This window comes from Pseudomonas sp. LBUM1661 (genome assembly GCF_059695925.1).
Genome location: NZ_CP166794.1, coordinates 4,225,791 through 4,250,925, shown reverse-complemented (window position 1 = coordinate 4,250,925; position 25,135 = coordinate 4,225,791). Strand labels below are relative to the sequence as shown.

At 60.6% G+C, this 25,135-nt stretch carries 29 protein-coding genes; 21 read left to right on the top strand and 8 right to left on the bottom strand.

Annotated elements, in window-relative coordinates; all coding sequences use genetic code 11:
- The first annotated feature begins 235 nt into the window (after positions 1-235).
- From ACA057_RS19510 to ACA057_RS19480, 7 genes are all read left to right on the top strand, one after another.
- A complete protein-coding gene (locus ACA057_RS19510; protein ID WP_497341494.1) occupies positions 236-1,306 on the top strand; it encodes an ATP-NAD kinase family protein in 1,071 nt (356 codons plus the stop codon).
- 2 nt (positions 1,307-1,308) lie between these two features.
- Entirely contained in the window at positions 1,309-2,286 is a 978-nt protein-coding gene (locus ACA057_RS19505; RefSeq protein WP_497341492.1) for a thiamine pyrophosphate-dependent dehydrogenase E1 component subunit alpha, read from the top strand.
- Between the two features lie 33 nt (positions 2,287-2,319).
- Positions 2,320-3,339 carry an alpha-ketoacid dehydrogenase subunit beta gene (locus ACA057_RS19500; protein WP_497341490.1) on the top strand — a complete coding sequence of 340 codons (1,020 nt, stop codon included), beginning with the start codon at positions 2,320-2,322 and terminating at the stop codon, positions 3,337-3,339.
- Entirely contained in the window at positions 3,336-4,448 is a 1,113-nt protein-coding gene (locus tag ACA057_RS19495; RefSeq protein WP_497341488.1) for an acetoin dehydrogenase dihydrolipoyllysine-residue acetyltransferase subunit, read from the top strand. Before ACA057_RS19500 ends, ACA057_RS19495 begins: the two co-directional genes overlap by 4 nt.
- Positions 4,449-4,537: 89 nt before the next feature.
- Positions 4,538-5,602 carry a 2,3-butanediol dehydrogenase gene (locus tag ACA057_RS19490; RefSeq protein ID WP_497349962.1) on the top strand — a complete coding sequence of 355 codons (1,065 nt, stop codon included), beginning with the start codon at positions 4,538-4,540 and terminating at the stop codon, positions 5,600-5,602.
- Between the two features lie 303 nt (positions 5,603-5,905).
- Positions 5,906-6,331: a DUF2628 domain-containing protein gene (locus tag ACA057_RS19485; RefSeq protein WP_497341486.1), complete on the top strand. Its 426-nt coding sequence runs from the start codon at positions 5,906-5,908 to the stop codon at positions 6,329-6,331.
- 117 nt (positions 6,332-6,448) lie between these two features.
- A complete protein-coding gene (locus ACA057_RS19480) occupies positions 6,449-6,907 on the top strand; it encodes a metallophosphoesterase family protein (protein WP_497341484.1) in 459 nt (152 codons plus the stop codon).
- Here the strand turns inward: ACA057_RS19480 and ACA057_RS19475 are convergent.
- Positions 6,872-8,104 carry a diaminopropionate ammonia-lyase gene (locus tag ACA057_RS19475; protein WP_497349960.1) on the bottom strand — a complete coding sequence of 411 codons (1,233 nt, stop codon included), beginning with the start codon at positions 8,102-8,104 and terminating at the stop codon, positions 6,872-6,874. The two genes, ACA057_RS19480 and ACA057_RS19475, sit on opposite strands and share 36 nt — an antisense overlap.
- Before the next feature lie 139 nt (positions 8,105-8,243).
- Here ACA057_RS19475 and ACA057_RS19470 point away from each other — a divergent pair, with 139 nt between their 5' ends.
- Positions 8,244-8,717 (top strand): Lrp/AsnC family transcriptional regulator, encoded by a 474-nt coding sequence (locus ACA057_RS19470; RefSeq protein WP_497341482.1) that lies wholly within the window; start codon positions 8,244-8,246, stop codon positions 8,715-8,717.
- Positions 8,718-8,871: 154 nt separating this feature from the next.
- Here the strand turns inward: ACA057_RS19470 and ACA057_RS19465 are convergent, their stop codons facing one another.
- From ACA057_RS19465 to pdxR, 4 genes are all read right to left on the bottom strand, one after another.
- Positions 8,872-9,465 (bottom strand): LOG family protein, encoded by a 594-nt coding sequence (locus ACA057_RS19465; RefSeq protein WP_497341480.1) that lies wholly within the window; start codon positions 9,463-9,465, stop codon positions 8,872-8,874.
- A 39-nt stretch (positions 9,466-9,504) separates the two neighbouring features.
- Entirely contained in the window at positions 9,505-10,137 is a 633-nt protein-coding gene (locus ACA057_RS19460; RefSeq protein WP_497341478.1) for an FMN-dependent NADH-azoreductase, read from the bottom strand.
- Entirely contained in the window at positions 10,134-10,595 is a 462-nt protein-coding gene (locus ACA057_RS19455) for a GNAT family N-acetyltransferase (RefSeq protein ID WP_497341476.1), read from the bottom strand. Before ACA057_RS19455 ends, ACA057_RS19460 begins: the two co-directional genes overlap by 4 nt.
- 106 nt (positions 10,596-10,701) lie before the next feature.
- The gene (gene pdxR, locus ACA057_RS19450; RefSeq protein WP_497341474.1) at positions 10,702-12,120 is read right to left on the bottom strand and encodes a MocR-like pyridoxine biosynthesis transcription factor PdxR; all 1,419 of its coding nucleotides are present in this window, start codon (positions 12,118-12,120) and stop codon (positions 10,702-10,704) included.
- Between the two features lie 92 nt (positions 12,121-12,212).
- Here pdxR and ACA057_RS19445 point away from each other — a divergent pair, with 92 nt between their 5' ends.
- From ACA057_RS19445 to ACA057_RS19430, 4 genes are all read left to right on the top strand, one after another.
- Complete coding sequence (locus ACA057_RS19445; RefSeq protein ID WP_497341472.1) at positions 12,213-12,668, top strand: carboxymuconolactone decarboxylase family protein; 456 nt, start codon at positions 12,213-12,215, stop codon at positions 12,666-12,668.
- 74 nt (positions 12,669-12,742) lie between these two features.
- Positions 12,743-13,063: a DMT family transporter gene (locus ACA057_RS19440; RefSeq protein WP_497341470.1), complete on the top strand. Its 321-nt coding sequence runs from the start codon at positions 12,743-12,745 to the stop codon at positions 13,061-13,063.
- Between the two features lie 173 nt (positions 13,064-13,236).
- On the top strand, positions 13,237-14,184 hold the full coding sequence (locus ACA057_RS19435) for an ABC transporter substrate-binding protein (protein ID WP_497341468.1): 948 nt from the start codon (positions 13,237-13,239) through the stop codon (positions 14,182-14,184).
- A 98-nt stretch (positions 14,185-14,282) separates the two neighbouring features.
- Positions 14,283-15,182 (top strand): polysaccharide deacetylase family protein, encoded by a 900-nt coding sequence (locus ACA057_RS19430; protein WP_497341466.1) that lies wholly within the window; start codon positions 14,283-14,285, stop codon positions 15,180-15,182.
- Positions 15,183-15,197: 15 nt separating this feature from the next.
- Here ACA057_RS19430 and ACA057_RS19425 read toward each other — a convergent pair whose 3' ends face one another.
- Positions 15,198-16,094 (bottom strand): LysR family transcriptional regulator, encoded by an 897-nt coding sequence (locus tag ACA057_RS19425; RefSeq protein ID WP_497341464.1) that lies wholly within the window; start codon positions 16,092-16,094, stop codon positions 15,198-15,200.
- Between the two features lie 127 nt (positions 16,095-16,221).
- On the opposite strand from ACA057_RS19425, the gene ACA057_RS19420 reads away from it, so the two are divergent.
- From ACA057_RS19420 to ACA057_RS19385, 8 genes are all read left to right on the top strand, one after another.
- Positions 16,222-17,370 carry a muconate cycloisomerase family protein gene (locus ACA057_RS19420; RefSeq protein ID WP_497341462.1) on the top strand — a complete coding sequence of 383 codons (1,149 nt, stop codon included), beginning with the start codon at positions 16,222-16,224 and terminating at the stop codon, positions 17,368-17,370.
- A gap of 10 nt (positions 17,371-17,380) precedes the next feature.
- Entirely contained in the window at positions 17,381-17,671 is a 291-nt protein-coding gene (gene catC, locus ACA057_RS19415; protein ID WP_497341460.1) for a muconolactone Delta-isomerase, read from the top strand.
- Between the two features lie 55 nt (positions 17,672-17,726).
- Entirely contained in the window at positions 17,727-18,656 is a 930-nt protein-coding gene (gene catA, locus ACA057_RS19410; RefSeq protein ID WP_497341458.1) for a catechol 1,2-dioxygenase, read from the top strand.
- 216 nt (positions 18,657-18,872) lie between these two features.
- A complete protein-coding gene (locus tag ACA057_RS19405; RefSeq protein WP_497341456.1) occupies positions 18,873-19,835 on the top strand; it encodes an AraC family transcriptional regulator in 963 nt (320 codons plus the stop codon).
- Between the two features lie 267 nt (positions 19,836-20,102).
- On the top strand, positions 20,103-21,467 hold the full coding sequence (gene benA / locus ACA057_RS19400; protein ID WP_497341454.1) for a benzoate 1,2-dioxygenase large subunit: 1,365 nt from the start codon (positions 20,103-20,105) through the stop codon (positions 21,465-21,467).
- A complete protein-coding gene (gene benB, locus ACA057_RS19395; protein ID WP_059402715.1) occupies positions 21,464-21,952 on the top strand; it encodes a benzoate 1,2-dioxygenase small subunit in 489 nt (162 codons plus the stop codon). Before benA ends, benB begins: the two co-directional genes overlap by 4 nt.
- A gap of 10 nt (positions 21,953-21,962) precedes the next feature.
- A complete protein-coding gene (benC, locus tag ACA057_RS19390; RefSeq protein WP_497341452.1) occupies positions 21,963-22,976 on the top strand; it encodes a benzoate 1,2-dioxygenase electron transfer component BenC in 1,014 nt (337 codons plus the stop codon).
- Between the two features lie 184 nt (positions 22,977-23,160).
- The gene (locus ACA057_RS19385; protein WP_497341450.1) at positions 23,161-23,934 is read left to right on the top strand and encodes a 1,6-dihydroxycyclohexa-2,4-diene-1-carboxylate dehydrogenase; all 774 of its coding nucleotides are present in this window, start codon (positions 23,161-23,163) and stop codon (positions 23,932-23,934) included.
- A 5-nt stretch (positions 23,935-23,939) separates the two neighbouring features.
- Here ACA057_RS19385 and ACA057_RS19380 read toward each other — a convergent pair whose 3' ends face one another.
- On the bottom strand, positions 23,940-24,302 hold the full coding sequence (locus ACA057_RS19380) for an NUDIX hydrolase (protein ID WP_497341448.1): 363 nt from the start codon (positions 24,300-24,302) through the stop codon (positions 23,940-23,942).
- Positions 24,303-24,520: 218 nt separating this feature from the next.
- Between ACA057_RS19380 and ACA057_RS19375 the strand changes: the two genes are divergently transcribed.
- Entirely contained in the window at positions 24,521-24,712 is a 192-nt protein-coding gene (locus ACA057_RS19375) for an SPOR domain-containing protein (RefSeq protein ID WP_497341446.1), read from the top strand.
- Between the two features lie 65 nt (positions 24,713-24,777).
- Here the strand turns inward: ACA057_RS19375 and osmE are convergent, their stop codons facing one another.
- Positions 24,778-25,128 carry an osmotically-inducible lipoprotein OsmE gene (gene osmE, locus ACA057_RS19370; protein WP_497341444.1) on the bottom strand — a complete coding sequence of 117 codons (351 nt, stop codon included), beginning with the start codon at positions 25,126-25,128 and terminating at the stop codon, positions 24,778-24,780.
- Positions 25,129-25,135 lie beyond the last annotated feature (7 nt).

Here is a 25,135-nt window from a genome sequence, read left to right as displayed (position 1 = left end):
GTCTCACCGCCCACCCGTGCAGGCTGACATGGAACGTCTCAGCCGAGCGTGCTCCCCATCACCTTAAAGTTAGACAGCGACCGCTCTGGAACAGGGGTTCAGGCGATTTTTTACGGAACTGGCACCGGCCTTGCTCTAGCCCTCGTAACCAGTGCGACTGGCAACCCAATAATAAAAAGAGGTGCCCCATGTCCTCCTGCCGAGGCTCTTTCCCTGTTCTAACTGCGGTGGCGACATGAGTCGCTTGCCCCTGACCGTTGGCATCATTGCCAACCCGGCGTCCGGCCGGGACGTGCGACGCCTGACCGCCAACGCCGGGCTGTTTTCCAGCACTGACAAGGTGTCGGTGATCCAGCGGCTGCTGGCGGCGTTTGGCGCCACCGGTGTCGAGCGGGTGCTGATGCCCACTGACATGACCGGCATTGCCGCAGCGGTATTGAAAAACAGCCATAGCCGCCAGGCTCGCGACAGCCATTGGCCAACGTTGGAGTTTCTCGATCTGCGCTTGCGCCAGAGCGTGGTGGATACGCGCCAGGCAGCGCGCTGGATGGCTGAGCGCGGCGTCTCGCTGATTGCCGTGCTCGGCGGTGACGGCACCCACAAAGCGGTGGCGGCCGAGGTCGGCGACATTCCGCTGCTGACCCTGTCCACCGGCACCAACAATGCCTTCCCCGAATTGCGCGAAGCCACCAGTGCCGGACTGGCCGGTGGGTTATTCGCCAGCGGACGGATCCCGCCCGAGATTGCCTTGCGCCGCAACAAGCGTCTGCTGGTCCAGGTCCCGAGCCGCGACGTGTGCGAAGTGGCGCTGGTGGACGTCGCGGTGTCTTCGCTGCCCTTCATCGGTGCCCGTGCCATCAGCCGCGGGATCGATCTGGCCGAAGTGTTCGTGACCTTTGCCGAACCTCAATCCATCGGCATCTCGGCCCTGTGCGGCTTGTGGTTTCCAGTGTCGCGCCAGGCATCGGGCGGCGCCTGGATGCGCCTTGACCCGCAATCCCCCGAAGCCTTGCTGGTGCCACTGGCGCCCGGCCTGTTGCAAGGCTGCGGCGTGCTCGCCGCCGGCAGTCTCGAACCCGGCGTCGCCCACAGTCTGTGCCTGAGCAGCGGCACCCTGGCCCTGGATGGCGAGCGCGAAATCGAATTCAACGCCGATGACCGGCCCACAGTGACCCTCGATGCCGGCGGCCCGATGAGCATCGATGTCAATGCGGCCCTGGCCTACGCCGCGCAACAACGGTTGCTGGCCATCGGTCGCGAACACCCGCAACACCCCCTGAACGTCTCAAGACACCCTGGAGAATAAAAATGTCGACACAGCTGACCGCTGATCAATTGCTGCATGCCTACCGGGTGATGCGCACTATCCGCGTCTTTGAAGAGCGCCTGCACGTGGAATTCGCCACCGGCGAGATCCCCGGTTTCGTCCACTTGTATGCCGGTGAAGAGGCCTCGGCCGCCGGTGTCATGGCCCACCTGGGCGATGACGATTGCATCGCGTCCAACCACCGTGGCCATGGTCATTGCATCGCCAAGGGCGTCGATGTGTACGGGATGATGGCCGAGATCTACGGCAAGAAAACCGGGGTCTGCCAGGGCAAGGGCGGCTCCATGCACATCGCTGATTTCGAGAAGGGCATGCTCGGTGCCAACGGTATCGTCGGTGCCGGTGCGCCGCTAGTGGTCGGTGCGGCACTGGCCGCCAAACTCAAGGGCACCGACAGCGTTGCCGTGGTGTTCTTCGGTGACGGCGGCTCCAACGAAGGCGCGGTGTTCGAGGCGATGAACATGGCCTCGGTGTGGAACCTGCCGTGCCTGTTCATTGCCGAGAACAACGGTTACGCCGAGGCCACGGCGTCCAATTGGTCGGTGGCCTGCGATCACATCGCCGACCGCGCGGCCGGTTTTGGCATGCCCGGCGTCACGGTCGACGGCTTTGACTTTTTCGCCGTTCACGAAGCCGCCGGTGCTGCCGTGGAGCGGGCCCGGGCTGGGGAAGGACCGTCGCTGATCGAGGTCAAGTTGACCCGCTATTACGGGCACTTCGAGGGCGACGCCCAGACCTACCGCGCACCGGACGAGGTCAAGTATTTCCGCGAGAACAATGACTGCCTGATGCAGTTCCGCGAGCGCACCACCCGCACCGGCCTGGTCGATGCCAGCCAACTGGACCAGATCGACAGTGAAGTGGAGCTGCTGATCGAAAACGCCGTGCGCAAGGCCAAGTCCGACCCCAAGCCCAGCGCGGCCGACCTGCTCACCGACGTCTACGTGTCCTATCCCTGATCGCCCCCTATAACAATAATCGAGACCTTCATCATGGCGAGAAAAATCAGCTATCAACAGGCAATCAACGAAGCCCTGGCCCAGGAAATGCGCCGCGACCCCAGCGTGTTCATCATGGGTGAAGACGTCGCCGGCGGTGCCGGTGCCCCCGGTGAGAACGATGCCTGGGGCGGTGTGCTGGGCGTGACCAAAGGCCTTTATCACCAATTCCCCGGTCGCGTGCTGGACACGCCATTGTCGGAGTTGGGCTATGTCGGCGCGGCGGTCGGCGCCGCGACCTGTGGCGTACGTCCGGTGTGTGAATTGATGTTCGTCGACTTCGCCGGTTGCTGCCTGGACCAGATCCTCAACCAGGCGGCGAAGTTCCGCTACATGTTCGGCGGCAAGGCCTCCACGCCCTTAGTGATCCGCACCATGGTCGGCGCCGGGCTGCGCGCTGCCGCCCAGCACTCGCAAATGCTCACGTCGCTGTGGACGCATATTCCGGGGTTGAAAGTGGTCTGTCCGTCGTCGCCTTACGACGCCAAGGGCCTGTTGATCCAGGCCATCCGCGACAACGATCCGGTGATCTTCTGCGAACACAAAATGCTCTACAGCATGCAAGGCGAAGTGCCGGAAGAGCTCTATACCATTCCGTTCGGCGAAGCCAACTTCCTGCGTGATGGCAAGGACGTGACCCTGGTGTCCTACGGGCGCACGGTCAACACGGCGATGGATGCCGCCCGCAGCCTGGCCGGGCGCGGCATCGACTGCGAGGTCATCGACCTGCGCACCACCAGCCCGCTGGACGAAGACAGCATCCTCGAAAGTGTCGAAAAGACCGGGCGCCTGGTGGTGATCGACGAAGCCAACCCACGCTGCTCGATGGCCACCGACATCTCGGCGCTGGTGGCGCAAAAAGCCTTTGCCTCGCTCAAGGCACCGATCGAGATGGTGACCGCGCCGCACACGCCGGTGCCGTTCTCCGACGCCCTCGAAGACCTGTACATCCCTGACGCGGCGAAGATCGAAAATGCCGTGCTCAAACTGATCGAGTGGAGCAAGCGTTCATGAGCCAGATCCATACCCTGACCATGCCCAAGTGGGGCCTGTCCATGACCGAAGGCCGGGTCGATGTCTGGCTCAAGGAAGAAGGGCAGGCGATCACCAAGGGCGATGAAGTGCTGGACGTGGACACCGACAAGATTTCCAGCAGCGTCGAGGCGCCGTTTTCCGGGGTGCTGCGCCGTCAGATCGCGCGTCAGGATGAAACCCTCGCCGTCGGTGCCTTGCTGGGCATTGTGGTCGAGGGCGACGCCAGTGAGGCGGAGATCGATGCGGTGGTCGAGCAGTTTCAGGCAGCGTTTGTGCCCGGCGACGGAACCGAGGAAGACAGTGGACCGAAGCCGCAAAAGGTCGAGCTGGAGGGACGGGTGATCCGCTACTTCGAGCGCGGCGAAGGCGGGGTGCCGTTGGTTCTCGTGCACGGCTTTGGCGGTGATCTGAACAACTGGTTGTTCAACCACGAAGCCTTGGCGGTAGGGCGCCGCGTGATCGCGCTTGACCTGCCGGGTCATGGCGAGTCGAGCAAGCAACTGGCGCGCGGCGATCTGAATGAGCTGAGCGAAGTGCTGCTGTCGCTGCTCGATCATCTGGACATCCCAGCGGCGCATCTGGTGGGTCATTCCATGGGTGGCGCGGTCTCGCTGAACGCGGCGCGCCTTGCACCGCAACGCGTGTGTTCCCTGACCCTGATCGGCAGCGCGGGCCTGGGGACGGACATCAACGGTGCGTACCTGCAAGGTTTTGTCGACGCGGCCAATCGCAATGCGCTCAAGCCGCAGCTGGTGCAGTTGTTCTCCAATGCTGAATTGGTCAACCGGCAGATGCTTGAAGACATGCTCAAGTACAAACGCCTCGAAGGCGTGGACGCGGCATTGAGGATGCTCGTGTCAGGCCTGTTTGCCGATGGCCGGCAACAGCTGGATTTGCGCCACGTGGTGCAGGAAGGCCAGCAGCCGGTATTGCTGATCTGGGGCAGTGACGACGCAATCATTCCTGCGGCCCACAGCGCTGGGCTGCAGGCCCGGGTCGAGATCCTGCCGGGTCAGGCGCACATGGTGCAGATGGAGGCGGCCGAGCAGGTCAATCGGCTGATCCTGGACTTTGTGCAACAGCAGTGATGCGTTCCCGGCAGCCCCTTGCGGGCTGCCGGGCCAACTTTTTTCAAGGAGATTCCAGCATGAGCCTTTCAATCAATCCGTCCCGCAGCATGCGTGCCGCCGTCTGGCATGGCCGTAATGACATCCGCGTCGAAGACGTTCCGCTGCCGATATCGCCACCGGCAGGCTGGGTGCAGATTCGCGTGCAGTGGTGCGGGATATGCGGGTCCGATTTGCATGAGTACGTGGCCGGACCGGTGTTCATTCCGGTAGACGCGCCGCACCCGCTGACCGGGATCAAGGGGCAGTGCATTCTCGGTCACGAGTTCTGTGGCGAGATCGTCGAGATTGGAGCCGGTGTCGAGGGTTTCAATGTGGGTGAACCGGTGGCCGCCGATGCCTGTCAGCACTGCGGCACCTGTTATTACTGCACGCACGGCTTGTACAACATTTGCGAGAACCTGGCCTTCACTGGGCTGATGAACAATGGCGCGTTCGCCGAGTTGGTCAACGTGCCGGCCAACCTGTTGTACAAGTTGCCGGCCAACTTTCCAGCCGAAGCCGGGGCGCTGATCGAGCCCTTGGCAGTGGGCATGCACGCGGTGAAAAAGGCCGGCAGTTTGCTGGGGAAAAATGTGGTGGTGGTTGGCGCGGGCACTATTGGCCTGTGCACCATCATGTGCGCCAAGGCAGCGGGTGCGGCGCAGGTCATCGCCCTGGAAATGTCCGGCGCGCGCAAGGCCAAGGCCCTGGAAGTGGGCGCCAGCCATGTGCTCGACCCCAATGAATGCGACGCGCTGGCTGAGGTGCATCGCCTGACGGGTGGGCTCGGGGCCGATGTCAGCTTTGAATGCATCGGCAACAAACACACGGCCAAGTTCGCCATCGATCTCATCCGCAAGGCCGGCAAATGTGTGATGGTGGGCATCTTCGAAGAACCCAGCGAGTTCAATTTCTTCGAGCTGGTGGCCACCGAAAAACAGGTCATCGGTTCACTGGCCTACAACGGCGAGTTCGCTGACGTGATCGCCTTTATCGCCGATGGCCGGCTGGACATTACGCCACTGGTGACCGGGCGCATTCAGCTGGAAGAGATTGTCGGCCGGGGCTTCGAAGAGTTGGTGAACAACAAGGAGCACAACGTCAAAATCATCGTTTCACCTGCTCGGCTCTGAAGCGTCTGGACGGGGGGCGATCAAAACGATTCCTTGAAGCGCCGTAAATCCAGTTCCTGGGTCCACGCGCTGGGCGGTTGCGAATGCAGATACCAGTACGCTACGGCGATGTCCTCAAGCTGCAATGAACCCTCGGCGCCAAGTTGCTACAGAGTCGAACGCAGCATGCAACAGGGATGGTGTTTTTGGCTTGATTCCACACGGCCTCTGAAATGAGGGTATGGTGGCCCCGGAGCACAAGACACATCGCGACACAAAGGATCTGGAAGCAACACCCCATTCAAGGACTAAAGGACTTATAGAATGAACACGACTGATCAAGTGCAAGGCAACAGCAAGTACAGCGCAAAATGGCAGGAGCGGTTTGCGTTTTTCGATGCCCACGGTGCGCCCAATGCACCGGGTTACAAAGAGGCACTCAAGCAGCTTCCCGGCAAACAGAAGAGAACCATTAACGCAAACTTCATCGCGTTCTTCTTTGGGCCGATTTACCTGTTTGTGCTCGGACTGTGGAAGAAGAATCTGACGCTGATTGCAATCATGGTGGCGTTATCTTTCGCGCTGGACGCCGTCTATGCGTTGACCGATTTCGCCTATGCCAAACAGCTCAACTTTGCCGTGGGGTTTGCTTTCAATCTGTCCTACGCCCTCATGACTAACTATGCTTACTACCTCAAGGAACAAAAGGGCGAACAGGGTTGGAACCCGTTCAAAGGCATGCGCTTGTAATCAACAAGTACAGGGTATTAGTCAAAGCACGCCTTTGAGTTGAAGCAGGATTCAACACGCCTTCCTGGAGGGCGTTTTGAGTCGCTGTTCCGCATCAATAGCTGAACGGAGCCTGGCATGAAAGTTGGCGTGATTTCCGATACCCATGGCTTGCTTCGCCCCGAAGCCCGCGCGGCCCTGGAAGGGTGTGAGCGAATCATTCATGCGGGAGACATCGGCAACCTCGACATTCTCGATCAACTGGCATCGATCGCCCCGCTGCACGTCGTACGCGGTAATAACGATCTCGGCGCTCCTTGGGCGGAGCATATCGCCGACCTTCTGCGGTTCGATCTCAACGGATGGCAGGCGTTGCTGGTGCATGACATCGCCGATGTCCCGCAAGTGCTCGATGCCGACATAAAGCTGGTGATCACCGGCCATTCGCACAAGCCTCGCATTGAATGGCGCGGTGATCAGCTCTATCTCAACCCCGGCAGCGCCGGGCGGCGGCGTTTCAAGCTGCCGGTGACACTGGCTCTGCTTGAGGTGCTTGAAACTTCAATTGAGCCGCGCCTGGTCTCGCTGCTGGAATGACCAGTGTTGCTGGCGTTGTTGCACGGTTTGAGCGGTCTCACCCACCAGTTCGCTGTACACCGCAGGAGCTGTGGCACCTTCGGTGCTGATCAACAAAACCCGAGCATGCTTATCAATGCCCACTTGCGTGGCGAGGTGTGGCGACTTGAGCAATTGGATCAACCCTGCGAGCCCGGCCACCGCCGATTCACCGGCAATCAGCGGAACGTCCCGCTCACTGCCTGCCGCCAATACGCGCATCGCGTTGACGGCGTCCTCGTCCTCAATCGTCATGAAGTGATCGATGCTGTTGTGGAGGAATGTCCACGCCAGTGGCGAGGTTTCACCGCACGCCAGTCCCGCCATCACCGAGTCCACCGAGCCGTGAGTTTTCGCTGCGTGGCCGCTGAGGGCGCTTTGCAGCAGGCAATCGGCTTGCTGTGGTTCGACGACGATCATCGTTGGCCGCGCGGGTCCATACAGCTCCCAGAAATAGCTGGCGAGTCCCGCCGCCAGGCCACCGACGCCACCTTGCAGGAACACGTGGGTGAAGGTCCGGCCATCCAACTGCTCAATGATTTCCGCGGCGAGGGTGCCGTAGCCTTGCATCACGTCCCGGGGAATCTCTTCGTAGCCCTCGTAGGACGTATCGGACACCACCTGCCAGCTGTGTTCGATGGCCAGCGCGGCGGCTTCTTCCACCGATTCGTCGTAGTTACCGGGGACCCGCACAATCCGCGCGCCATACGCGGCGATAGCCTGTTCCCGTTCGCGGCTGACGTTGGCATGCAGCACAATCACGCAGGGGCAGCCGATGCTGCGCGCCGCTGCGGCGAGCGCCCGGCCATGGTTGCCGTCGGTGGCGCTGATCACCGTGAAGTCGGAGAGGGCGTCGCGGTACTCGCCCGTCAGCAGGCCCTGAGGTTCGAAGTGTTGTTCGGGGAACCGCCGCAGGATTAACCGCACCAGTGCAATCGGCGCGCCCAGGGCTTTGAAACTGCCCAGTTCCGAACGGCTCGATTCATCCTTGACCAAGAGCTCGGCGACACCCAGGTTCGCGGCCAGGTCGGGCAGGCTGAACAGGGGCGTGCCAGAAGGGTTGAGCTGGGGCCAGTGCGCCAGCCAGGCGCGGCTTTCAACGGCAGCCTGAATGTTCAGGATCGCCTTGAGTTCTTCGGGATAGGCCGTGCGGCTGGCGTTGGGGTTGGCGATCAGCATCGTCGGCTCCAGGGTTTGGGTGGCGAAGTGAAATTTTATCTCGCGCATCCCGCACTTTTTTATTGAATAACGTGCATCAGCCGTACGTTGATTACTTAATATCGCGGTTTGGATCATTTTTATTGCGAGCCCCTTCACCATGAGCCTTGATGCTTTCGATCTGCAACTGATCGCGCACGTCCAGCAAGATGCCGGCCTGTCCCAAAGCGAACTGGGCGAGCGGATCAATTTGTCTTCTGCCGCGGTCAATCGCCGCCTCAAACGCCTCACCCATGAGGGTTTTATCAAAGGCACGGTGGCGCTGGTGGATCAGGACAAGCTCGGCTACCCGCTGACCATCGTCGCCCAGGTGGAAGTGGAGAGTGAGCGTCTGGATTTGCTCGATGCCATGAAGCGTAGCTTCGCCAACTGCCCGCAGGTGCAGCAGTGTTACTACGTGGCCGGGGAGTGGGACTTTGTGTTGGTGCTGGCGGTGCGCAACATGGAGCAGTACACCGAGCTGGCGCGTGAATTGTTTTTCGAGAACAACAACGTCAAGCGCTTCAAGACGCTGGTGTCGATGAGCAACGTCAAGGTGGGATTGCAGGTGCCGGTGGATGAAGCTCAGCAATAAAAAAGGGCCCTGGCGACAATTTTTGGGAGCAGCATCGCCAAGGCCCGAAAACCTATTTTTGTAGGAGCGAGCTCGCTCGCGATGAACCTGAGGGCGACGCGTTGATCCAGCCATCACGCGTTATCGTTAACGTCCATCGCGAGCGAGCTCGCTCCTACAGGGGGGTTATCCATTTTGTGACGGTTGGGGCTTGCCATTGCTCCAGTGCATCGATCAATGCACACGGGGCGGTGTTGAAGATCAGCATCTCGCTGTGCTCGGTTTTCATGAAGCCTTCCGTCACCGCATGGTTGAGCAGGCTGCGAACCGGATTGAAGAACTCACCGATGTTCAGGCAGGCGACGGCTTTGTGGTGTTCGCCCAGTTGCGTCAAGGTCGCCACTTCAAACAACTCTTCAAAGGTTCCCAGGCCACCTGGCAATGCAATGAACGCATCGGCGCAGTCGCTCATGCGGGTCTTTCGGCTGCGCATGTCTTGCGTCACTTCATGCCGGGTCAGTCCCGGATGAAGATGCCCGAGGTCGAACAACAGGCGCGTAATGATGCCGACGACTTCACCGCCCTCGGCGAGCACGGTATCGGCCATCACGCCCATCAAGCCTTTGTCGGTGCCGCCGTAGACCAGCCGCAAGCCACGCTTGGCAATTTCCCGCCCCAGCGCCTTGGCGCCTTCGACATACGCGGGGTTGAAGCCGTAGTTGGAACCGGAGAACACAGCAATACTGCGCAGTGGGAGGGGAGTGGGCATTGGATTTTTCCCGGTCGATTGTGCTGGGGATTGAATGCTTTAAACGGTCGCCGGCAACGGCTTCGAAAAGTACACCGCCGTTTCTCGTTCCGTTCTTTCTCGCGTGGCGTTCAAGGCGTCTGGTTTTTGCGCGGTGCCTTCAACCGAGAAGAACTTCACGTTCAGCAAGCCGATCGTTGCCAGCGTAGCCCTGAGGTAGGGCGTCAGGAAGTCGGGTTGCGATGCGTTGTCGGTAGAGAATGTCCCGCCCGAAGAGATGGCGACGAAAACCGGACGGTCGCGCAGCAATGCGATTTTGCCTTCGGGCGCAATTCGGAACGTTCGGTCCGCTTGAATCACATGGTCGAGCCAGGCTTTCAATGCTGAAGGGAGGGTCATGTTGTGCATCGGGGTCGCGATCACCAGGTAATCCGCACTTTCCAGCTCTCGAATCAATCGCTCGGACTGAAGCAAGGCGCCAGTGGCGACGACGGCACTGGAGGGATCCCGTCGTTTGCTGACTGCCGTGGCATAGTCGGCGTCGACATGCGCGAGTCCGCCGACACCGCGCTCGGCGATGATGAAATCACTGCCGCGATGGCGGGTGATCAAGTGGTTGATGATGGTTTGCGAGAGCCGATAACTCTCGGAGGATGCGCCTCGCGGGCTGCAAATCACGCGCAGGATTTTCATGTCGGGTTCGCCTCCAGGACCTTGTAGAAACGCATGGCACTCGTCAGTAATCCATGACGAAAATAGAAGCGCTGTGCGTGAGCGTTCGACAGCGCGGTGTCCAGCACCAGTTGCCGACAGCCCGAGGTGCGAGCGATGGTCTCCAGCTCTTCGAGCAAGCGTGCGCCCCATTGCTCGCGTCGATGCGCCGGGCTGACAACCAGGTCATCGACGTAGAGAAAACGCCCATACAGCAGGTTTTCCTGGAACCGGTAGCCCGCCAGTGCAACGGCGTTCGGGCCGTGCCAGACCGCCAGCAGGTGGTAGTTTTCTGCGTGCATCCGACTGAGTCTGTCGGCGAAATCCATCTCGTCGTGCAGGTGTGGCCGAAGTGGCTGCATGACCGAAAAACACGCCCGCACTTCAGCCTCGGTATTGGCGTGACGGAGTACGTGGCTGTTCATGATTGCACTGCTCATGGCGGATCCTTTGTAGCGCTTGGGTAAACAGGATCTGCATGATGCGGTCTCTTGGATCACTGAAAAAGGTCCAAGAAATGGGTGTTGTAATGGACCATGATCAGTTTTACATCAGCGCCAGGATGCGTTTTCCCAGTTGTTCGGCGGTGTCTTGCGAGTCGATGTTGGCGAATCCGAGCATCAGCGCGGAGTGTGTTTCGGCACCGATGCTCCAGCCTGACAGGGCTTCTGCGTAAATGCCGTCTTCGCGCAGGCGCTCGACCAGTGAGCGGTCGGACTGCTGATCCGTCAGTCGCAAAATCAGGTGCATGCCGCCGGGCTGCGCATCAACGCGGATGTGCTCGCCCAAGGCTTTCTTCAGCCCTCGCGCAGTCGCTTCCCGACGCTCGCCGTAGAGTTTGCGCATGCGCTGGATATGCCGAGCGAAATGGCCCTCGGTCAGAAACGTGGCGACGATGGCCTGGGTGAGTTCCGGGCAACCGCCGAGGAAGGTCTGGCTGACATGTTCGAATCGTTCGACCTGCGCCTCGGGCACCACCAGGTAAGCAAGGCGGATGCCGGGAAACAGCACCTTGCTGAAGGTGCCGGCGTAGAGCACTCGCCCGTCGCGATCCAGGCTCTTGAGCGCGGGCAGCGGGCGGCTGATGTAGCGGTACTCGCCGTCGTAGTCGTCTTCGACAATCCACGCTTGCTCGCGGCTCGCCCACTCCAGCAGTTCCAGGCGTCGCGGCAGCGACAGCGACACGCTCAACGGGCTTTGATGGGCCGGCGTGACGACGGCGGCGCGGGCGTCCGGCGCGCTGTTTACGCCATGCGCAACCTGCATGCCGTCCTGGTCCACGGCGACGGGCGCTACCTGTATCTGCAAATGTTCCAGCAATTCGCGGGTGGGCGGGTATCCCGGGTCTTCGACGAGTACGCGGTCACCGGGTTTGAGCAGGGCGTGAGCGACCAGCGCCAGGGTATTTCGATAGCCCGAGGTGATGAACACTTGAGCGGGTGAACAGGTGATGCCACGCGCGACCTGCAGGTAGGTGGCGATCGCGATGCGCAGCGATTCCAGGCCATAAACCGATGGATTAGCCATGTCCGGAATACGCGTGGCACGCACGCAGCGCGCGCCGATTTGCGCCCAGATTTTTCTCGGAAAGGCGTCCAGCGCGGGCAGGGCCATTTGAAAGGGCAGGACCGGTGCCTTGTTCCTGACGGAGGTGTTTTTCGCCGGGTTGAAGGTGTGTGCGCTTGGGGTAGCGGCAGCCCTGGCGTTGATCCCTGGCGCCACGACCGTGCCTGCCTGGCCACGCGACTGGATGTAGCCCTCGGCGGTCAGCAGTGAATACGCGGTATCGATGGTGCCTCGCGCCAACCCGAGTTCTTTGGCCAGCGCCCGCGCAGCTGGAATACGGTCGCCGGGGGTGAGCACGCCGTCCGTGATCGCACCGCGAAACCGCCAGTAGATTTGCCGGTAGATCGGTTCAGTGGAGGAGGGATCGAGGGGCGAAAAGCTGCTGGCGGGTTTGGTCATGGCCTAGAACTCAAGAGAGATCATGGACCTTCTAACATAGGCCAAGCCGCCGCACCATAGCGTCCTCCACACAGCAAACATAAGGATTCACCATGAGCAATCGTCTTAACTACGCCAGCGCTGCACCGGAAGGTTACAAGGCTTTCGGCGGCGTGTACGTCTATCTGCAGAACTGCGGCTTTAGCGCAGAATTGATCGATCTGGTGTACCTGCGGGTTTCGCAGATCAATGGCTGCGCCTTTTGCATCGACATGCATTCCCGTGACTTGCTCAAGCTCGGTGTGGCGATAAACAAGCTGGTCTTGGTGCCGGTCTGGCGGGACGCCGGCAACGTCTTCACTCACCGCGAACGCGTTGCGCTGTCCTGGGCGGAAACCGTGACCCGCGTCGCCGAAACCGGCGTGCCCGATGCCGACTACGCCGCCGCGGCTGCTGAATTCAGCGATAAGGAACTCGCGGACCTGACCTACGGCATCAGCTTGATGAACGCCTTCAACCGCCTCGGTGTGACGTTCCGCTCGAAACCTGCGGCCGCTGAAAAAGCGTAATTCCGCCCTTCAACGAGCGCCTGCTTATTGGCGGGCGCTCGCTTCTTTGAGCCACCTTAACGGGACGTTTATCTATGGCATGGGCACTGCTTGGCATCGCTGGCATTCTCGAAATCGCCTTCGCCTTCTTTATGAAGGCCTCTGAAGGTTTCACCCGCTTGACCCCTGGACTGTTGGCGGCCGCCACCGGGTTGTCGAGTGTCTTTCTGCTTTCACTTTCGCTTCGTACGTTACCGGTGGGAACGGCCTACGCGGTCTGGACCGGAATCGGCGCGGCAGGCACTGCCATCGTCGGGATGGCGTTGCTGGGCGATGCGACGACGCCGCTGAGAATCTTCTGTCTGTTGGTCATTCTGGCCGGAGTCATCGGACTCAAACTGGTCTCGGGAAACTAAGGAAATCCCGGCCAGGTTAGCCCAGATGATGTGCGTGAAAAAACAGTCTGTTGACTGGCTGTTGCAGGGCAAACACTGTCAATTTCCGGTCATTAGCTTATGCTTAAATAGAATTTCAAAGGCTTCCTGTAAGAGCGTTATGGTCTATCTAAATACCGCTCAAGGAACCCCCGATGAACCTGTCCCGATTCGTGCGCAGTCTGCTGACCAGCGCGCTGTTTGCCGCCCCCTTGGCTTACGCCGCCGAGCCCGTCGTCCTGCACGTCGGTGACCAGAACTACTACAACGTTCGCGCCTCGGTGGAGGCATCGGGCGTGCTGAAAGGGGCACCGTATACCGTCGACTGGAAGCATTTCCAGGCGGCCGCACCGCTGGCCGAAGCGCTGAACACGGGTGCGCTGGACGTGGGCTTTCTCGGGGATTCGGGTTTTCTGTTTCTTGCGGCCAAACAGGCACCGGTGAAACTGATCGGCGTCTCGCGGCAAAACCCGGACACCATTGCTTTGCTGGTGCCCAAGGATTCGCCGGTGAAAACCATCGCCGACCTCAAGGGCAAGAAAGTCGCTTACTGGCCCGGCGCCTGGAGCCAGCAATTGACCCTGCGCGCGTTGGAAAAAGCTGATCTGCCGGAAGACTACGTCGACTTCATCAAACTGATGCCGATCGATGCCGCCGCCGCGTTGCCTCAGGGCAGTATCGACGCGTTCCCGGTGTGGGAACCGTACATTTCCCAGCAGATCCTGTTCTCCGGCGCCCGACCGATTCTTACCGCGAAGAACCTGATGCCCGGCCTGAGCGCCATCGCCGCGTCGACGCCATCAATCGAGAGCAAGCGCGAAGCCATTGCCGACTTCCTGGTACGCCTGAAAAAGGCCCGGGCCTGGGTCGACAACCACACTGACGAGTACGCCGATCTCTGGGCGAAGAAAGCCAACCTCGATCAGAACGTCTCGCGCCACTGGTTACGCCAGGCGCACATGACCGTCGGCCCGGTGGATGCGCAGGCCGCCAAGGATTTGCAGAGCACCGCGGACTTCCTGTTCAAGGTAAAGGCACTGCCGGCCGAATTGGCCACTGCGCCGATTATCGACCGCTCATTCCAGCAGTCCTTTACCGAGTAACCCCAACGCGGGCAGCGCTGGAACCAAACTCTGTGTACCCTGATCCAACCTGCGCCCGCACATCTGTGCGGGCGCAACAGTCTGGCCCAAGGCACACCATGAAACAGCTGTTCAAGGTTCTATCTGCACTCGCCATTGCCGTCGGGCTGGTGGGCTGCATCGCTGCTCCCATCGACATGACGCCGCAAACCGAACAGCGTCTGCGTGCGCAGCCACCGATCCGTTTTCTGCTGACCTTCGACGACGGTCCCAGCGCGTCGAGTTTCTGGAACCCGACGATGACCGTGCTCGACAGCCTGGCCAGTAACCCGGTGCAACCGAACATCAAAGCGGTGTTCTTCGTGCAGACCGGTGCGCCACGGGCCGGCGACAGCGACATCGGTCGCGAAGTCATGCGCCGTGAACACGCGGAGGGGCAGATCCTCGGTTTCCACACGGCCACCCACTCGCACACCAATCACCGCTCCCTGAGCCCGGAAGAACTGGAACAGGCGCTGAGCAAAGGCAGCGCTGACATTGCCGCGATCACCGGCGTGCCAACGACGCTGCTGCGCCCGCCGTTCTGGAACTACGACAAACGGACCTTCGCCGCGTATCAGCAACATGGCCTGCATGTGTTGCTCACCGACCTGAGCGCCAATGACGGCAAGATCTGGGGCTTCAACGCCAGCCCCCGGCGCCGGGCCCACTTCCTGCGCACCATGTCCGAAGTGCGCGAACGCATCGCGCTGGGCGAGTTGCCGGTGGTGGACGGGGTGATTCCGGTGGTGGTGACCTTCCACGACCTCAATCGCTACACCGCCCGGCATACCCGGGAATACCTGCAAATCCTCCTCGACAGCGCCCAGGCGACGGGCGTGCAAACCGCGCAAAAACCGTTTTACGACGACACGGCCGAGCTGCAGCGCGCGGCCATGGCGCGCACCGTCAAGGACAGCTCAGAAGCGGTTGAATTGCCGGGCATCTGGAATTGGTTTTGGGACAAAAATGCCCATTGAGCGACGCCGTGCAACCTACAAGGATGCCGGCTCTCGCGGTTGCAGTTCATCAATCATCTGTAAGCAGTGATTCAACCCCGGCGACACATCGCCCACCCGCCGGCTGAGGATGATCGGCGAGGTGGCGTTGTCTTCCAGCAGCGGGGTGAAGCCAATGTCGTCGCGGTGCAGCAATTGCACCGAAGCCGGCACCAACGTCACGCCGATGCCTGCTCCCACCAGGCCGATGGCGGTTTGCAGTTCGTTGGTCCATTGCGCCACATGGATGCTCACACCGTAGGATTCGAACAGCGCGATCACATGGTCGGCGTAGCTGGGGCGCGGGTTGCCGGGGTATAGCACAAAGGGTTCCTTCGCCAGTTGGCGAAGGCTGATTGGCCCGGCCAACAACGGATGGCCAGCGGGCAGGGCGGCGACCAGCCGGTCTTCGGTGAGAACGGTCTGGATGATCGCCGGGTCATCAATGCGGATTCGACCGAAGCCGATATCGATTCGCCCGGCCTTGAGCGCCTGCACTTGTTGCAGGGTGGTCATTTCCGAGAGCCCCAGTTCAAGCTCCAGCGGCTCGCCACTGCGCAAGCGGCGAATCAGTTCCGGCAGCACGCCGTAGAGTGTCGAGGGTGCAAAACCGATGCCCAGCCAGGTCTTTTCGCCCAGACCGATCCGCCGCGTGTTGTCGCAGACCTTGTTCAATTGCTCGAGCAGGGCGGTGGAGTGTTCATGGAAAAAACGCCCGGCGTCGGTCAACTTCAGCGGCCGCCCACGTTCCAGCAACAACACCCCGAGCTCATCCTCCAGCTGTTGAATCTGCCGACTCAGCGGCGGCTGGGCGATGTGCAGCAGCTCAGCGGCGCGAGTGAAATTGAGGGTTTGAGCCAACACCTGAAAATAACGCAGGTGACGCAGTTCCATGGGGCCTCCAGACGTTAGTCGGTTGTATACCTTTAAGGTATCAAGTCAGACCAATTCTATATTGGCTTCAGGAAAAAAGCCGTACCAGAATCGGTTCCAGAACTTTAAGAACCTGACGGGTATCGCCATGCTTGCAACAGCCATTGAATCGATCGAGACGATCATCGTCGATCTGCCGACCATCCGCCCGCACAAACTGGCGATGCACACCATGCAGAACCAGACCCTGGTGATCATTCGTGTGCGCTGCGCCGACGGCATTGAAGGCATCGGCGAATCCACCACCATCGGTGGCCTGGCGTACGGCAACGAAAGCCCTGACAGCATCAAGACCAACATCGACCGTCACTTTGCACCGCTGCTGTTGGGCCAGGACAGCGCCAACGTGAATGCCGCGATGTTGCGCCTGGAACGCAGCATCCGGGGCAACACCTTCGCCAAATCAGGTATCGAAACCGCCTTGCTCGACGCCCAGGGCAAGCGCCTTGGCCTGCCGGTCAGCGAATTGCTGGGCGGTCGCGTTCGCGATGCGCTGCCGGTGGCCTGGACCCTGGCCAGCGGCGACACCGACAAGGACATTGCCGAAGCGGAAAAAATGCTCGACCTGCGTCGCCACCGGATCTTCAAACTGAAAATCGGTGCCGGCGAAGTCAACCGCGACCTGGCCCACGTCATTGCGATCAAAAAAGCCTTGGGCGACCGCGCCAGCGTGCGGGTCGATGTCAATCAGGCCTGGGATGAAGCCGTCGCGCTGCGTGCCTGCCGGATTCTGGGCAGCAACGGCATCGACCTGATCGAACAGCCGATCTCTCGCAACAACCGCTCGGGCATGGTGCGCTTGAATGCCATGAGCCCGGCGCCGATCATGGCCGATGAATCCATCGAATGCGTTGAAGACGCCTTCAATCTGGCGCGGGACGGAGCGGCGTCAGTGTTTGCCCTGAAGATCGCCAAGAACGGCGGCCCGCGCGCCGTGCTGCGTACCGCCGCGATTGCCGAGGCGGCCGGTATCGGCCTGTACGGCGGCACCATGCTCGAAGGTGGAATCGGCACCCTGGCCTCGGCCCATGCCTTTATCACCCTGAATAAACTGGCGTGGGACACCGAGCTGTTCGGCCCGTTGCTGCTGACCGAAGACATTCTCAGCGAGCCGCTGGTCTACCGCGATTTCGAGCTGCACGTGCCGAAAACCCCGGGCCTGGGCTTGAGCCTGGATGAAGAACGCCTGGCGTTTTACCGACGCGACAAGACATCCACTGTCCTTCATCAAGTCTGAGGAGCGCATCATGCTTTTCCACGTAAAAATGACCGTGAATCTGCCGGTCGACATGAACCCCGAAGCGGCGGCCCAATTGAAGGCTGACGAGAAAGCCCTGGCCCAGCGCCTGCAAGAGCAAGGCAAGTGGCGTCACCTGTGGCGCATCGCCGGGCACTATGCCAACTACAGCGTTTTCGATGTCGACAGCGTCGAGGAATTGCACAACCTGCTCATGCAATTACCGTTGTTTCCGTACATGGCTATCGAGATCGACGCGATGTGCCGGCATCCTTCTTCGATTCGCGAGAATGACCACTGAGCCCAGCCTGTTCAGTTCGCTACGCCAATAATTACAAGATGAGGAACCCACCCAAATGAACGTCAAGATTTCCCACACTGCCAGTGCCCAGAAATTTCTCGAAGAGGCCAGCGGCCTGCACAACGATGCCGGTAACCCGCGTGCCAAGGCCCTGATCTACCGCATCCTGCGGGATTCGGTAAACATCATCGAAGACCTGGCCGTCACCCCGGAAGAATTCTGGAAAGCCGTCAACTACCTCAACGTGCTGGGCGCACGCCAGGAAGCCGGTTTGTTGGTGGCCGGGCTCGGCCTGGAGCATTACCTGGACCTGCTGATGGACGCTGAAGACGAGCAGGCCGGCAAGGCTGGCGGCACGCCGCGCACCATCGAAGGCCCGCTGTACGTGGCGGGTGCGCCGCTGTCGCAAGGCGAAGCGCGACTGGATGACGGTGTCGATCCGGGCGTGACGCTGTTCATGCAAGGCCGGGTGTTCAACACCGCGGGCGAACCCTTGGCGGGTGCCGTGGTGGACGTCTGGCACGCCAACACCGGCGGCACCTATTCGTACTTCGACACCACGCAATCGGAATTCAACCTGCGTCGGCGCATCGTCACCGATGCCGAAGGCTGCTATCGCTTCCGCAGCATCGTGCCATCGGGTTATGGCTGCCCGCCGGATGGTCCGACCCAGCAACTGCTCGATCAACTGGGCCGTCACGGTCAACGCCCGGCGCACGTGCACTTCTTCATCTCCGCGCCGGATCATCGTCACCTGACCACCCAGATCAACCTGGATGGCGATCAGTACCTGCACGACGATTTCGCCTACGCCACCCGTGACGAGCTGATCGCCAAAATCACGTTCAGCGACGATCAAGCGCGTGCCGCGGCCCATGGTGTGAGCGGTCGGTTTGCCGAAATCGAATTCGATTTCACCTTGCAGACCTCCGCACAACCCGATGAACAGCAGCGCCACGAGCGGGTCCGCGCACTCGAGGATTGATCACGTCGCCCCCTGTAGGAGCGAGCCTGCTCGCGATGGACGTCAACGATGACGCTCGGTGCCTGATGCCCCGCGGTGTCCTCAAGCCCATCGCGAGCAGGCTCGCTCCCACAGGGTTCATTGACAACCTTCCACAGGTCGGTCCACTGACACACCGCTATAGGGACTGACCTAGAATGACGCGATACCATCGATAACAACAACGAGAGTGACCCGATGATGCAAGCGCAACTGTTGAGTCAGCGCAGCAGAGTGTTCGACCAGGCCGACCCCTACGCGGTGTCGGGCTACGTCAATCAGCACGTCGGCAATCATTGCATTCTGATGCCCCGGGCCGGCCGTCCGCTGGCCAGTCTCGATCATCGCAAGTTCGCCAGTCTCGACCTGTGCCGCATCAGCTACGGTGCCAGTGTGCGGGTGACCTCGGGCGCGCTGGAAAGCATTTATCACCTGCAAGTGCTGCTGCGCGGCAACTGCCTGTGGCGCGGCCACGGTCAGGAACATTACTTCGCCCCGGGCGAATTGTTGCTGATCAATCCCGACGATCCGGTGGACCTGACCTACTCGGACGACTGCGAAAAATTCATCCTGAAAATCCCCACGCCGTTACTCACCTCCGTGTGCGACGAGCAGCGCTGGCGGTATCCGGGGCAGGGCGTACGGTTTCTGGAAAACCGTTATCAGCTCAACGAGCTGGAAGGGTTTGTCGGCCTGCTGGCGATGATCTGCCAGGAAGCCGAAGCCACCGAGCAGATTCCCAAGGTGCAGGAGCATTACACGCAGATCATCGTCAGCAAGATGCTCAGCCTGATGAAGACCAATGTCAGCCGCATCAGTCTGGGCTCGCAGACCGCCACGTTCGAGGTGATCGCCGATTACATCGCGCGCAACCTCAAGCAGGACATCGACAGCGAAGAGTTGGCGCGCCAGGCGCGGATGAGCTTGCGCTCGCTGTACGGGTTGTTCGAACGCAACGCCGGTGCCTCGCCGCAAAACTACATCCGGCAGAAACGCCTCGAACGCATCAACGCCTGCCTGAGCGACCCGACCTGCAACGTGCGCAACGTCACCGAAGTGGCCATGGATTACGGCTTTTTGCACCTGGGACGGTTCTCCGACAGCTACCGCAAACAGTTCGGCGAACTGCCCTCGGACACCCTCAAACGCCGCGACCATTAGGTGCCCGCTCGCTAAAGCCTTGAACGACACCAAACCTGTGGGAGCGGGCTTGCCCGCGAAGAGGGCGTGTCAGTCAACTTTATCTGGCCTGACACACCGCCTTCGCGGGCAAGCCCGCTCCCACAGGGTCCGTGTCTTGACAGACAGGCATAACAACTCCGGCCACTCTGCACAAAACGGATACAGGTCTGCACCCCGCGGATAGTCCACCGCATCCCTCCGTCCTAGCATGGCCCTGCCTGAATAAAAACAATGGAGGCGGCGGCCATGTCCCTGCGACCCGAATACCTTCACTCCCTGCTCGAAGATGACAAAGAACAGGGCATCTATCGCTGCAAGCGCGAGATGTTTACCGACCCGCGACTGTTCGACCTGGAGATGAAACACATCTTCGAAGGCAACTGGCTGTACCTGGCCCACGAAAGCCAGATCCCCAATGTCAACGATTTCTACACCACCACCATGGGGCGCCAGTCGATCTTCATCGCGCGCAACAAGGACGGTGTGCTCAACGCCTTTCTCAACGCCTGCAGCCATCGCGGCGCGACGTTGTGCCGGCACAAGTCCGGCAACAAAAGCTCCTACACCTGCCCGTTCCACGGATGGACCTTCAACAACTCCGGCAAGCTGCTCAAAGTCAAAGACCCGGCGGCGGCCGGCTACCCGGCGAGCTTCAACTGCGAAGGCTCCCACGACCTGACCAAAGTCGCACGGTTTGAATCCTATCGCGGCTTCCTGTTCGGCAGCCTGAAGGCCGATGTGGTGCCGTTGGTCGAGCACCTCGGCGAGTCGGCCAAGATCATCGACATGATCGTCGACCAGTCCGCCGATGGCCTGGAAGTGCTGCGCGGGTCCTCCAGCTACATCTACGAAGGCAACTGGAAGCTTACCGCCGAAAACGGCGCCGATGGCTACCACGTCAGCTCGGTGCACTGGAACTACGCCGCCACCCAGAACCAGCGCAAGCAGCGCGAGGCCGGCGACAGCAACCCGACCATGAGCGCCGGCAGCTGGGCCAAGCAGGGCGGCGGTTTCTATTCGTTCGACAAGGGCCACATGCTGCTCTGGACTCGTTGGGCCAACCCGGAAGACCGTCCGCTGTACGAGCGTCGCGATGAACTGGCGCAAGACTTCGGCCGCGCTCGCGCCGACTGGATGATCGAGAACTCGCGCAACCTGTGCCTGTACCCGAACGTGTACCTGATGGACCAGTTCAGCTCGCAGATTCGCATCGCCCGGCCGATCTCTGTCAACCGCACGGAAATCACCATTTACTGCATCGCCCCCAAAGGCGAAAGCGACCACGCCCGTTCGAGCCGGATTCGCCAGTACGAGGATTTCTTCAACGTCAGCGGCATGGCCACGCCAGATGACCTGGAAGAGTTCCGTTCCTGCCAGACCAGCTACGAAGGCAGCGTGACCGCGTGGAACGACATGTCCCGTGGCGCCGAGCACTGGGTCGAAGGCGCTGATGAAGCGGCCAAGGAAATCGACCTGCATCCGCTGCTCAGCGGCGTGCGCACCGAAGACGAAGGGTTGTTCGTGCTGCAACACAAGTATTGGCAGCACACGATGCTCAAGGCGTTGGCCGCTGAACAGCCCGAGTTGATTGCAGTGGAGGCTGTGCAATGACCATTACCTACGACGCCGTACGCGACTTTCTCTACCGCGAAGCGCGCTACCTCGACGACAAACAATGGGACGACTGGCTGGAGCTGTACGCGCCGGACGCCACCTACTGGATGCCGTCCTGGGATGACAACGACGAGTTGACCGAAGACCCGCAGCGGGAAATCTCGCTGATCTGGTACGGCAACCGCACCGGGCTTGAAGACCGCATCTTCCGGATCAAGACCGAACGCTCCAGCGCGAGCATTCCAGACACCCGCACCTCCCACAACATCAGCAACATCGAGCTGCTCGAACAGGCTGACGGGCTGTGCAAGGTGCGCTTCAACTGGCACACCCTGAGCTTTCGCTACAAGACCGTCGACAGCTATTTCGGCAGCAGTTTCTACACCCTCGATGTGCGCGGTGAAAACCCGTTGATCAAGGCCAAGAAAGTGATCCTGAAGAACGACTACGTTCGTCAGGTCATCGATGTTTACCACTTGTGAGGCAGCCGTCATGACTCATTCGATCGCGTTCAATTTTGAAGACGGTGTCACCCGGTTCATCGACGCCAATGCCGGCGAAACCGTGGCCGATGCCGCCTACCGCCAGGGCATCAATATTCCGCTGGACTGCCGCGACGGCGCCTGCGGTACCTGCAAGTGTTTCGCCGAGACCGGCACTTACGACCTGGGCGAGGAGTACATCGAAGATGCGCTCAGCGCCGAAGAGGCCGAGCAGGGTTTTGTCCTGACCTGCCAGATGCGCGCCAAGAGTGATTGCGTGGTCCGCGTGCCAACGTCTTCGGAGGTTTGCCGCACCCGTCAGGCCAGTTACGACGCGACCATCAGCGCCGTGCGCCAGTTGTCCGACAGCACCATTGCGCTGTCGATCAAGGGCGAAGCGCTGAGCACATTGGCGTTCTTGCCGGGGCAATATGTGAACCTTGGAGTTCCCGGCAGCGAGCAGACTCGCGCTTATTCGTTCAGCTCGTTGCAGCGCGACGGCGAAGTCAGCTTCCTGATTCGCAACGTGCCCGGCGGCTTGATGAGTAGCTTCCTCACCGGCATGGCCAAGGCTGGCGACAGCATGAACCTGGCGGGACCGCTGGGCAGTTTCTACCTGCGCGACATACGTCGTCCGTTGCTGCTGTTGGCGGGCGGTACGGGGTTGGCGCCGTTCACGGCGATGCTCGAAAAAATCGCCGAGCAGGGCAGTGCGCATCCGTTGCATTTGATCTACGGCGTGACCAACGATTTCGACCTGGTGGAAATGGATCGACTGGAAGCGCTGGCCGCTCGGATTCCCAACTTCAGTTTCAGTGCCTGCGTGGCCAACCCGGACAGCCAGCACCCGCTCAAGGGGTACGTGACCCAGCACATCGAGCCGCAGCATTTGAACGAGGGCGACGTCGATGTCTACCTGTGCGGCCCGCCGCCGATGGTCGAGGCGGTCAGCCAGTTCATTCGCGAGCAAGGCATCGCCCCGGCGAATTTCTACTACGAAAAATTTGCCGCCAGCGCGGCCTGAGTCGCGCTGTTTGGGGGGGGTCGTACATCAATGTTGAATCTGGCGATAAATCCTGTGGGAGCGGGCTTGCCCGCGAAGAGGCCAGAACGTTCAACATCAATGTCGACTGCCAAACCGCCATCGCGGGCAAGCCCGCTCCCACAGGACCGTGTTTCGCCTGGTAATCATTCGTCACGAGGTTGCTATGAACAGATTCAAAGACAAAGTCGCGCTGATCACCGGCGCCGCTCAAGGCATTGGTCGGCGGGTGGCCGAACGCATGGCCGCGGAAGGCGCGCAGTTGATCCTGGTCGATCGCTCCGAGCTGGTGTTCGAGGTGCAAAAGGAGTTGTCGGCGGTGAGCCAGGTGCTCGCCCTGACCGCCGATCTTGAGCAATACAGCGAATGCAACCGCGTGATGCAAACCGCCGTCGAACGTTTTGATCGCCTGGATGTGCTGGTCAATAATGTCGGCGGGACGATCTGGGCCAAACCGTTTGAGCATTACGACGCGCAGCAGATCGAAGCCGAGGTCCGTCGCTCGCTGTTCCCGACACTGTGGTGCTGCCATGCCGCGCTGCCCTTCATGCTGGAGCAGGGGAGTGGCGCCATCGTCAACGTTTCGTCGATTGCCACCCGCAGCGTCAATCGTGTGCCGTACGGCGCCGCGAAGGGCGGGGTGAATGCGTTGACCGCGTGCCTGGCCTTCGAAACCGCCGGTCGTGGCGTGCGGGTCAATGCCACCGCGCCCGGAGGTACTGAAGCGCCGCCACGGGTCATCCCGCGCAACAGCGCCGAGCAAAGCGCGCAGGAGAAGGTCTGGTATCAGCAGATCGTCGACCAGACACTCGACAGCAGTTTGATGAAGCGCTACGGCACATTGGATGAACAGGCGAGCGCCATTCTGTTTCTGGCCAGCGACGAAGCCTCCTACATCACCGGCATGATCATGCCGGTCGGTGGCGGCGACCAGGGCTGAACCGCTTACAAGCGACGCCGAAACGCGTTCACGATCCGGAGCGTGGCGTCGCTGGGATTCAGATGGTGCACCGCATCCAGCGGATGCCAGACGCAATCGAAGATTTCATTCAACGGCTGCGCCTGATCCAGGTTCACCACCGACGCCTCGTAAACGTGGTGCAGCGTGTTGCCCGACTGCAGTTCCATGAGGTACAGCAATCCGTCGACCCAAAGCCCGGTTTCTTCGCGAAGCTCTCGAATGGCGGCGTCAGCAATGGTTTCGCCGCGCTCGACCTTTCCGCCGGGCAGCGTCCAGCGACACCTGGCCTTGCGCACCAGGAGAATATGTCGGTCGTGCTCGCAAATCACGGTTGCGCGTACTTTCATGTGTTACCTGATTGGCGTTTGTCACAGTAATGTCATAAAACTGCAATATTCAGGCCGGGTTGTTTTTAGTGCTATTCGGGTAATTGGAGGGGGAACAACGGCTGAAAGTGCTATCGAATGCCAGAATCCTGTCGCGACGTCTGGTCGGCACCTTGGCGAAGGGTAGGTGTAAGGTAAGCAAGTCGATACTGGATATCACTGCCGAAATGGAGGTGACTATGAGCGTTCCGATGTTGAACAAGATGCACATGAATGGCTATGACGTACTCAGCGTGAACAACGGCCCTTGGCGGGTCTGCACCAAAGGTGACCGGCTGGGCGCTTTTCGCAGCAGAGAGGAAGCACTGGCCTACGCGGCATCCCTGCCGGCCTACAGAGCCAGGACCAGTGATCCGTCACGCAGTCAGTAATGGCTGAGCGCGCTTATTAGCCTCGGTATGCCCGGGGCTTTTTTGTGCCTGGAACATTCTGCCGATCAATAACCTCCACCGCCGGTGCGGGAAGGCTCTCTGGCTCGTCGCTGTACGGCGCTCCATTCCGCGCAGGTCATGAAGCTTGTGTGGTCGACCTGGCCGCGGCTATCGAAGCTGACGTTGAAGGGCTTTTGCTTGCCGGCCTGAGTCAGCTTGTAGTCAAAGCACGTGCCCGGTTCAACGGTGCGATCCGTGATGGACAGAGGCTGGCCGCCGATCTGCTGGACTTGATCCTTGCTCATGCCGTTTTCGACTTTCGCGACCAACGGCTGGTTTCGATAAACACTTGAGTCGGTGCTGCAGCCACCCGACGCTGTCAGTACGACGATCAGCGCGCACAGAGGCCTGTTCATGGCAGCG

Coding starts and splice junctions, on each gene's coding strand:
- ACA057_RS19510 (WP_497341494.1), top strand. CDS start 236: ATGAGTCGCTTGCCCCTGACCGTTGGCATCATTGCCAACCCGGCGTCC.
- ACA057_RS19505 (WP_497341492.1), top strand. CDS start 1,309: ATGTCGACACAGCTGACCGCTGATCAATTGCTGCATGCCTACCGGGTG.
- ACA057_RS19500 (WP_497341490.1), top strand. CDS start 2,320: ATGGCGAGAAAAATCAGCTATCAACAGGCAATCAACGAAGCCCTGGCC.
- ACA057_RS19495 (WP_497341488.1), top strand. CDS start 3,336: ATGAGCCAGATCCATACCCTGACCATGCCCAAGTGGGGCCTGTCCATG.
- ACA057_RS19490 (WP_497349962.1), top strand. CDS start 4,538: ATGCGTGCCGCCGTCTGGCATGGCCGTAATGACATCCGCGTCGAAGAC.
- ACA057_RS19485 (WP_497341486.1), top strand. CDS start 5,906: ATGAACACGACTGATCAAGTGCAAGGCAACAGCAAGTACAGCGCAAAA.
- ACA057_RS19480 (WP_497341484.1), top strand. CDS start 6,449: ATGAAAGTTGGCGTGATTTCCGATACCCATGGCTTGCTTCGCCCCGAA.
- ACA057_RS19475 (WP_497349960.1), bottom strand. CDS start 8,104: ATGCTGATCGCCAACCCCAACGCCAGCCGCACGGCCTATCCCGAAGAA.
- ACA057_RS19470 (WP_497341482.1), top strand. CDS start 8,244: ATGAGCCTTGATGCTTTCGATCTGCAACTGATCGCGCACGTCCAGCAA.
- ACA057_RS19465 (WP_497341480.1), bottom strand. CDS start 9,465: ATGCCCACTCCCCTCCCACTGCGCAGTATTGCTGTGTTCTCCGGTTCC.
- ACA057_RS19460 (WP_497341478.1), bottom strand. CDS start 10,137: ATGAAAATCCTGCGCGTGATTTGCAGCCCGCGAGGCGCATCCTCCGAG.
- ACA057_RS19455 (WP_497341476.1), bottom strand. CDS start 10,595: ATGAGCAGTGCAATCATGAACAGCCACGTACTCCGTCACGCCAATACC.
- pdxR (WP_497341474.1), bottom strand. CDS start 12,120: ATGACCAAACCCGCCAGCAGCTTTTCGCCCCTCGATCCCTCCTCCACT.
- ACA057_RS19445 (WP_497341472.1), top strand. CDS start 12,213: ATGAGCAATCGTCTTAACTACGCCAGCGCTGCACCGGAAGGTTACAAG.
- ACA057_RS19440 (WP_497341470.1), top strand. CDS start 12,743: ATGGCATGGGCACTGCTTGGCATCGCTGGCATTCTCGAAATCGCCTTC.
- ACA057_RS19435 (WP_497341468.1), top strand. CDS start 13,237: ATGAACCTGTCCCGATTCGTGCGCAGTCTGCTGACCAGCGCGCTGTTT.
- ACA057_RS19430 (WP_497341466.1), top strand. CDS start 14,283: ATGAAACAGCTGTTCAAGGTTCTATCTGCACTCGCCATTGCCGTCGGG.
- ACA057_RS19425 (WP_497341464.1), bottom strand. CDS start 16,094: ATGGAACTGCGTCACCTGCGTTATTTTCAGGTGTTGGCTCAAACCCTC.
- ACA057_RS19420 (WP_497341462.1), top strand. CDS start 16,222: ATGCTTGCAACAGCCATTGAATCGATCGAGACGATCATCGTCGATCTG.
- catC (WP_497341460.1), top strand. CDS start 17,381: ATGCTTTTCCACGTAAAAATGACCGTGAATCTGCCGGTCGACATGAAC.
- catA (WP_497341458.1), top strand. CDS start 17,727: ATGAACGTCAAGATTTCCCACACTGCCAGTGCCCAGAAATTTCTCGAA.
- ACA057_RS19405 (WP_497341456.1), top strand. CDS start 18,873: ATGATGCAAGCGCAACTGTTGAGTCAGCGCAGCAGAGTGTTCGACCAG.
- benA (WP_497341454.1), top strand. CDS start 20,103: ATGTCCCTGCGACCCGAATACCTTCACTCCCTGCTCGAAGATGACAAA.
- benB (WP_059402715.1), top strand. CDS start 21,464: ATGACCATTACCTACGACGCCGTACGCGACTTTCTCTACCGCGAAGCG.
- benC (WP_497341452.1), top strand. CDS start 21,963: ATGACTCATTCGATCGCGTTCAATTTTGAAGACGGTGTCACCCGGTTC.
- ACA057_RS19385 (WP_497341450.1), top strand. CDS start 23,161: ATGAACAGATTCAAAGACAAAGTCGCGCTGATCACCGGCGCCGCTCAA.
- ACA057_RS19380 (WP_497341448.1), bottom strand. CDS start 24,302: ATGAAAGTACGCGCAACCGTGATTTGCGAGCACGACCGACATATTCTC.
- ACA057_RS19375 (WP_497341446.1), top strand. CDS start 24,521: ATGAGCGTTCCGATGTTGAACAAGATGCACATGAATGGCTATGACGTA.
- osmE (WP_497341444.1), bottom strand. CDS start 25,128: ATGAACAGGCCTCTGTGCGCGCTGATCGTCGTACTGACAGCGTCGGGT.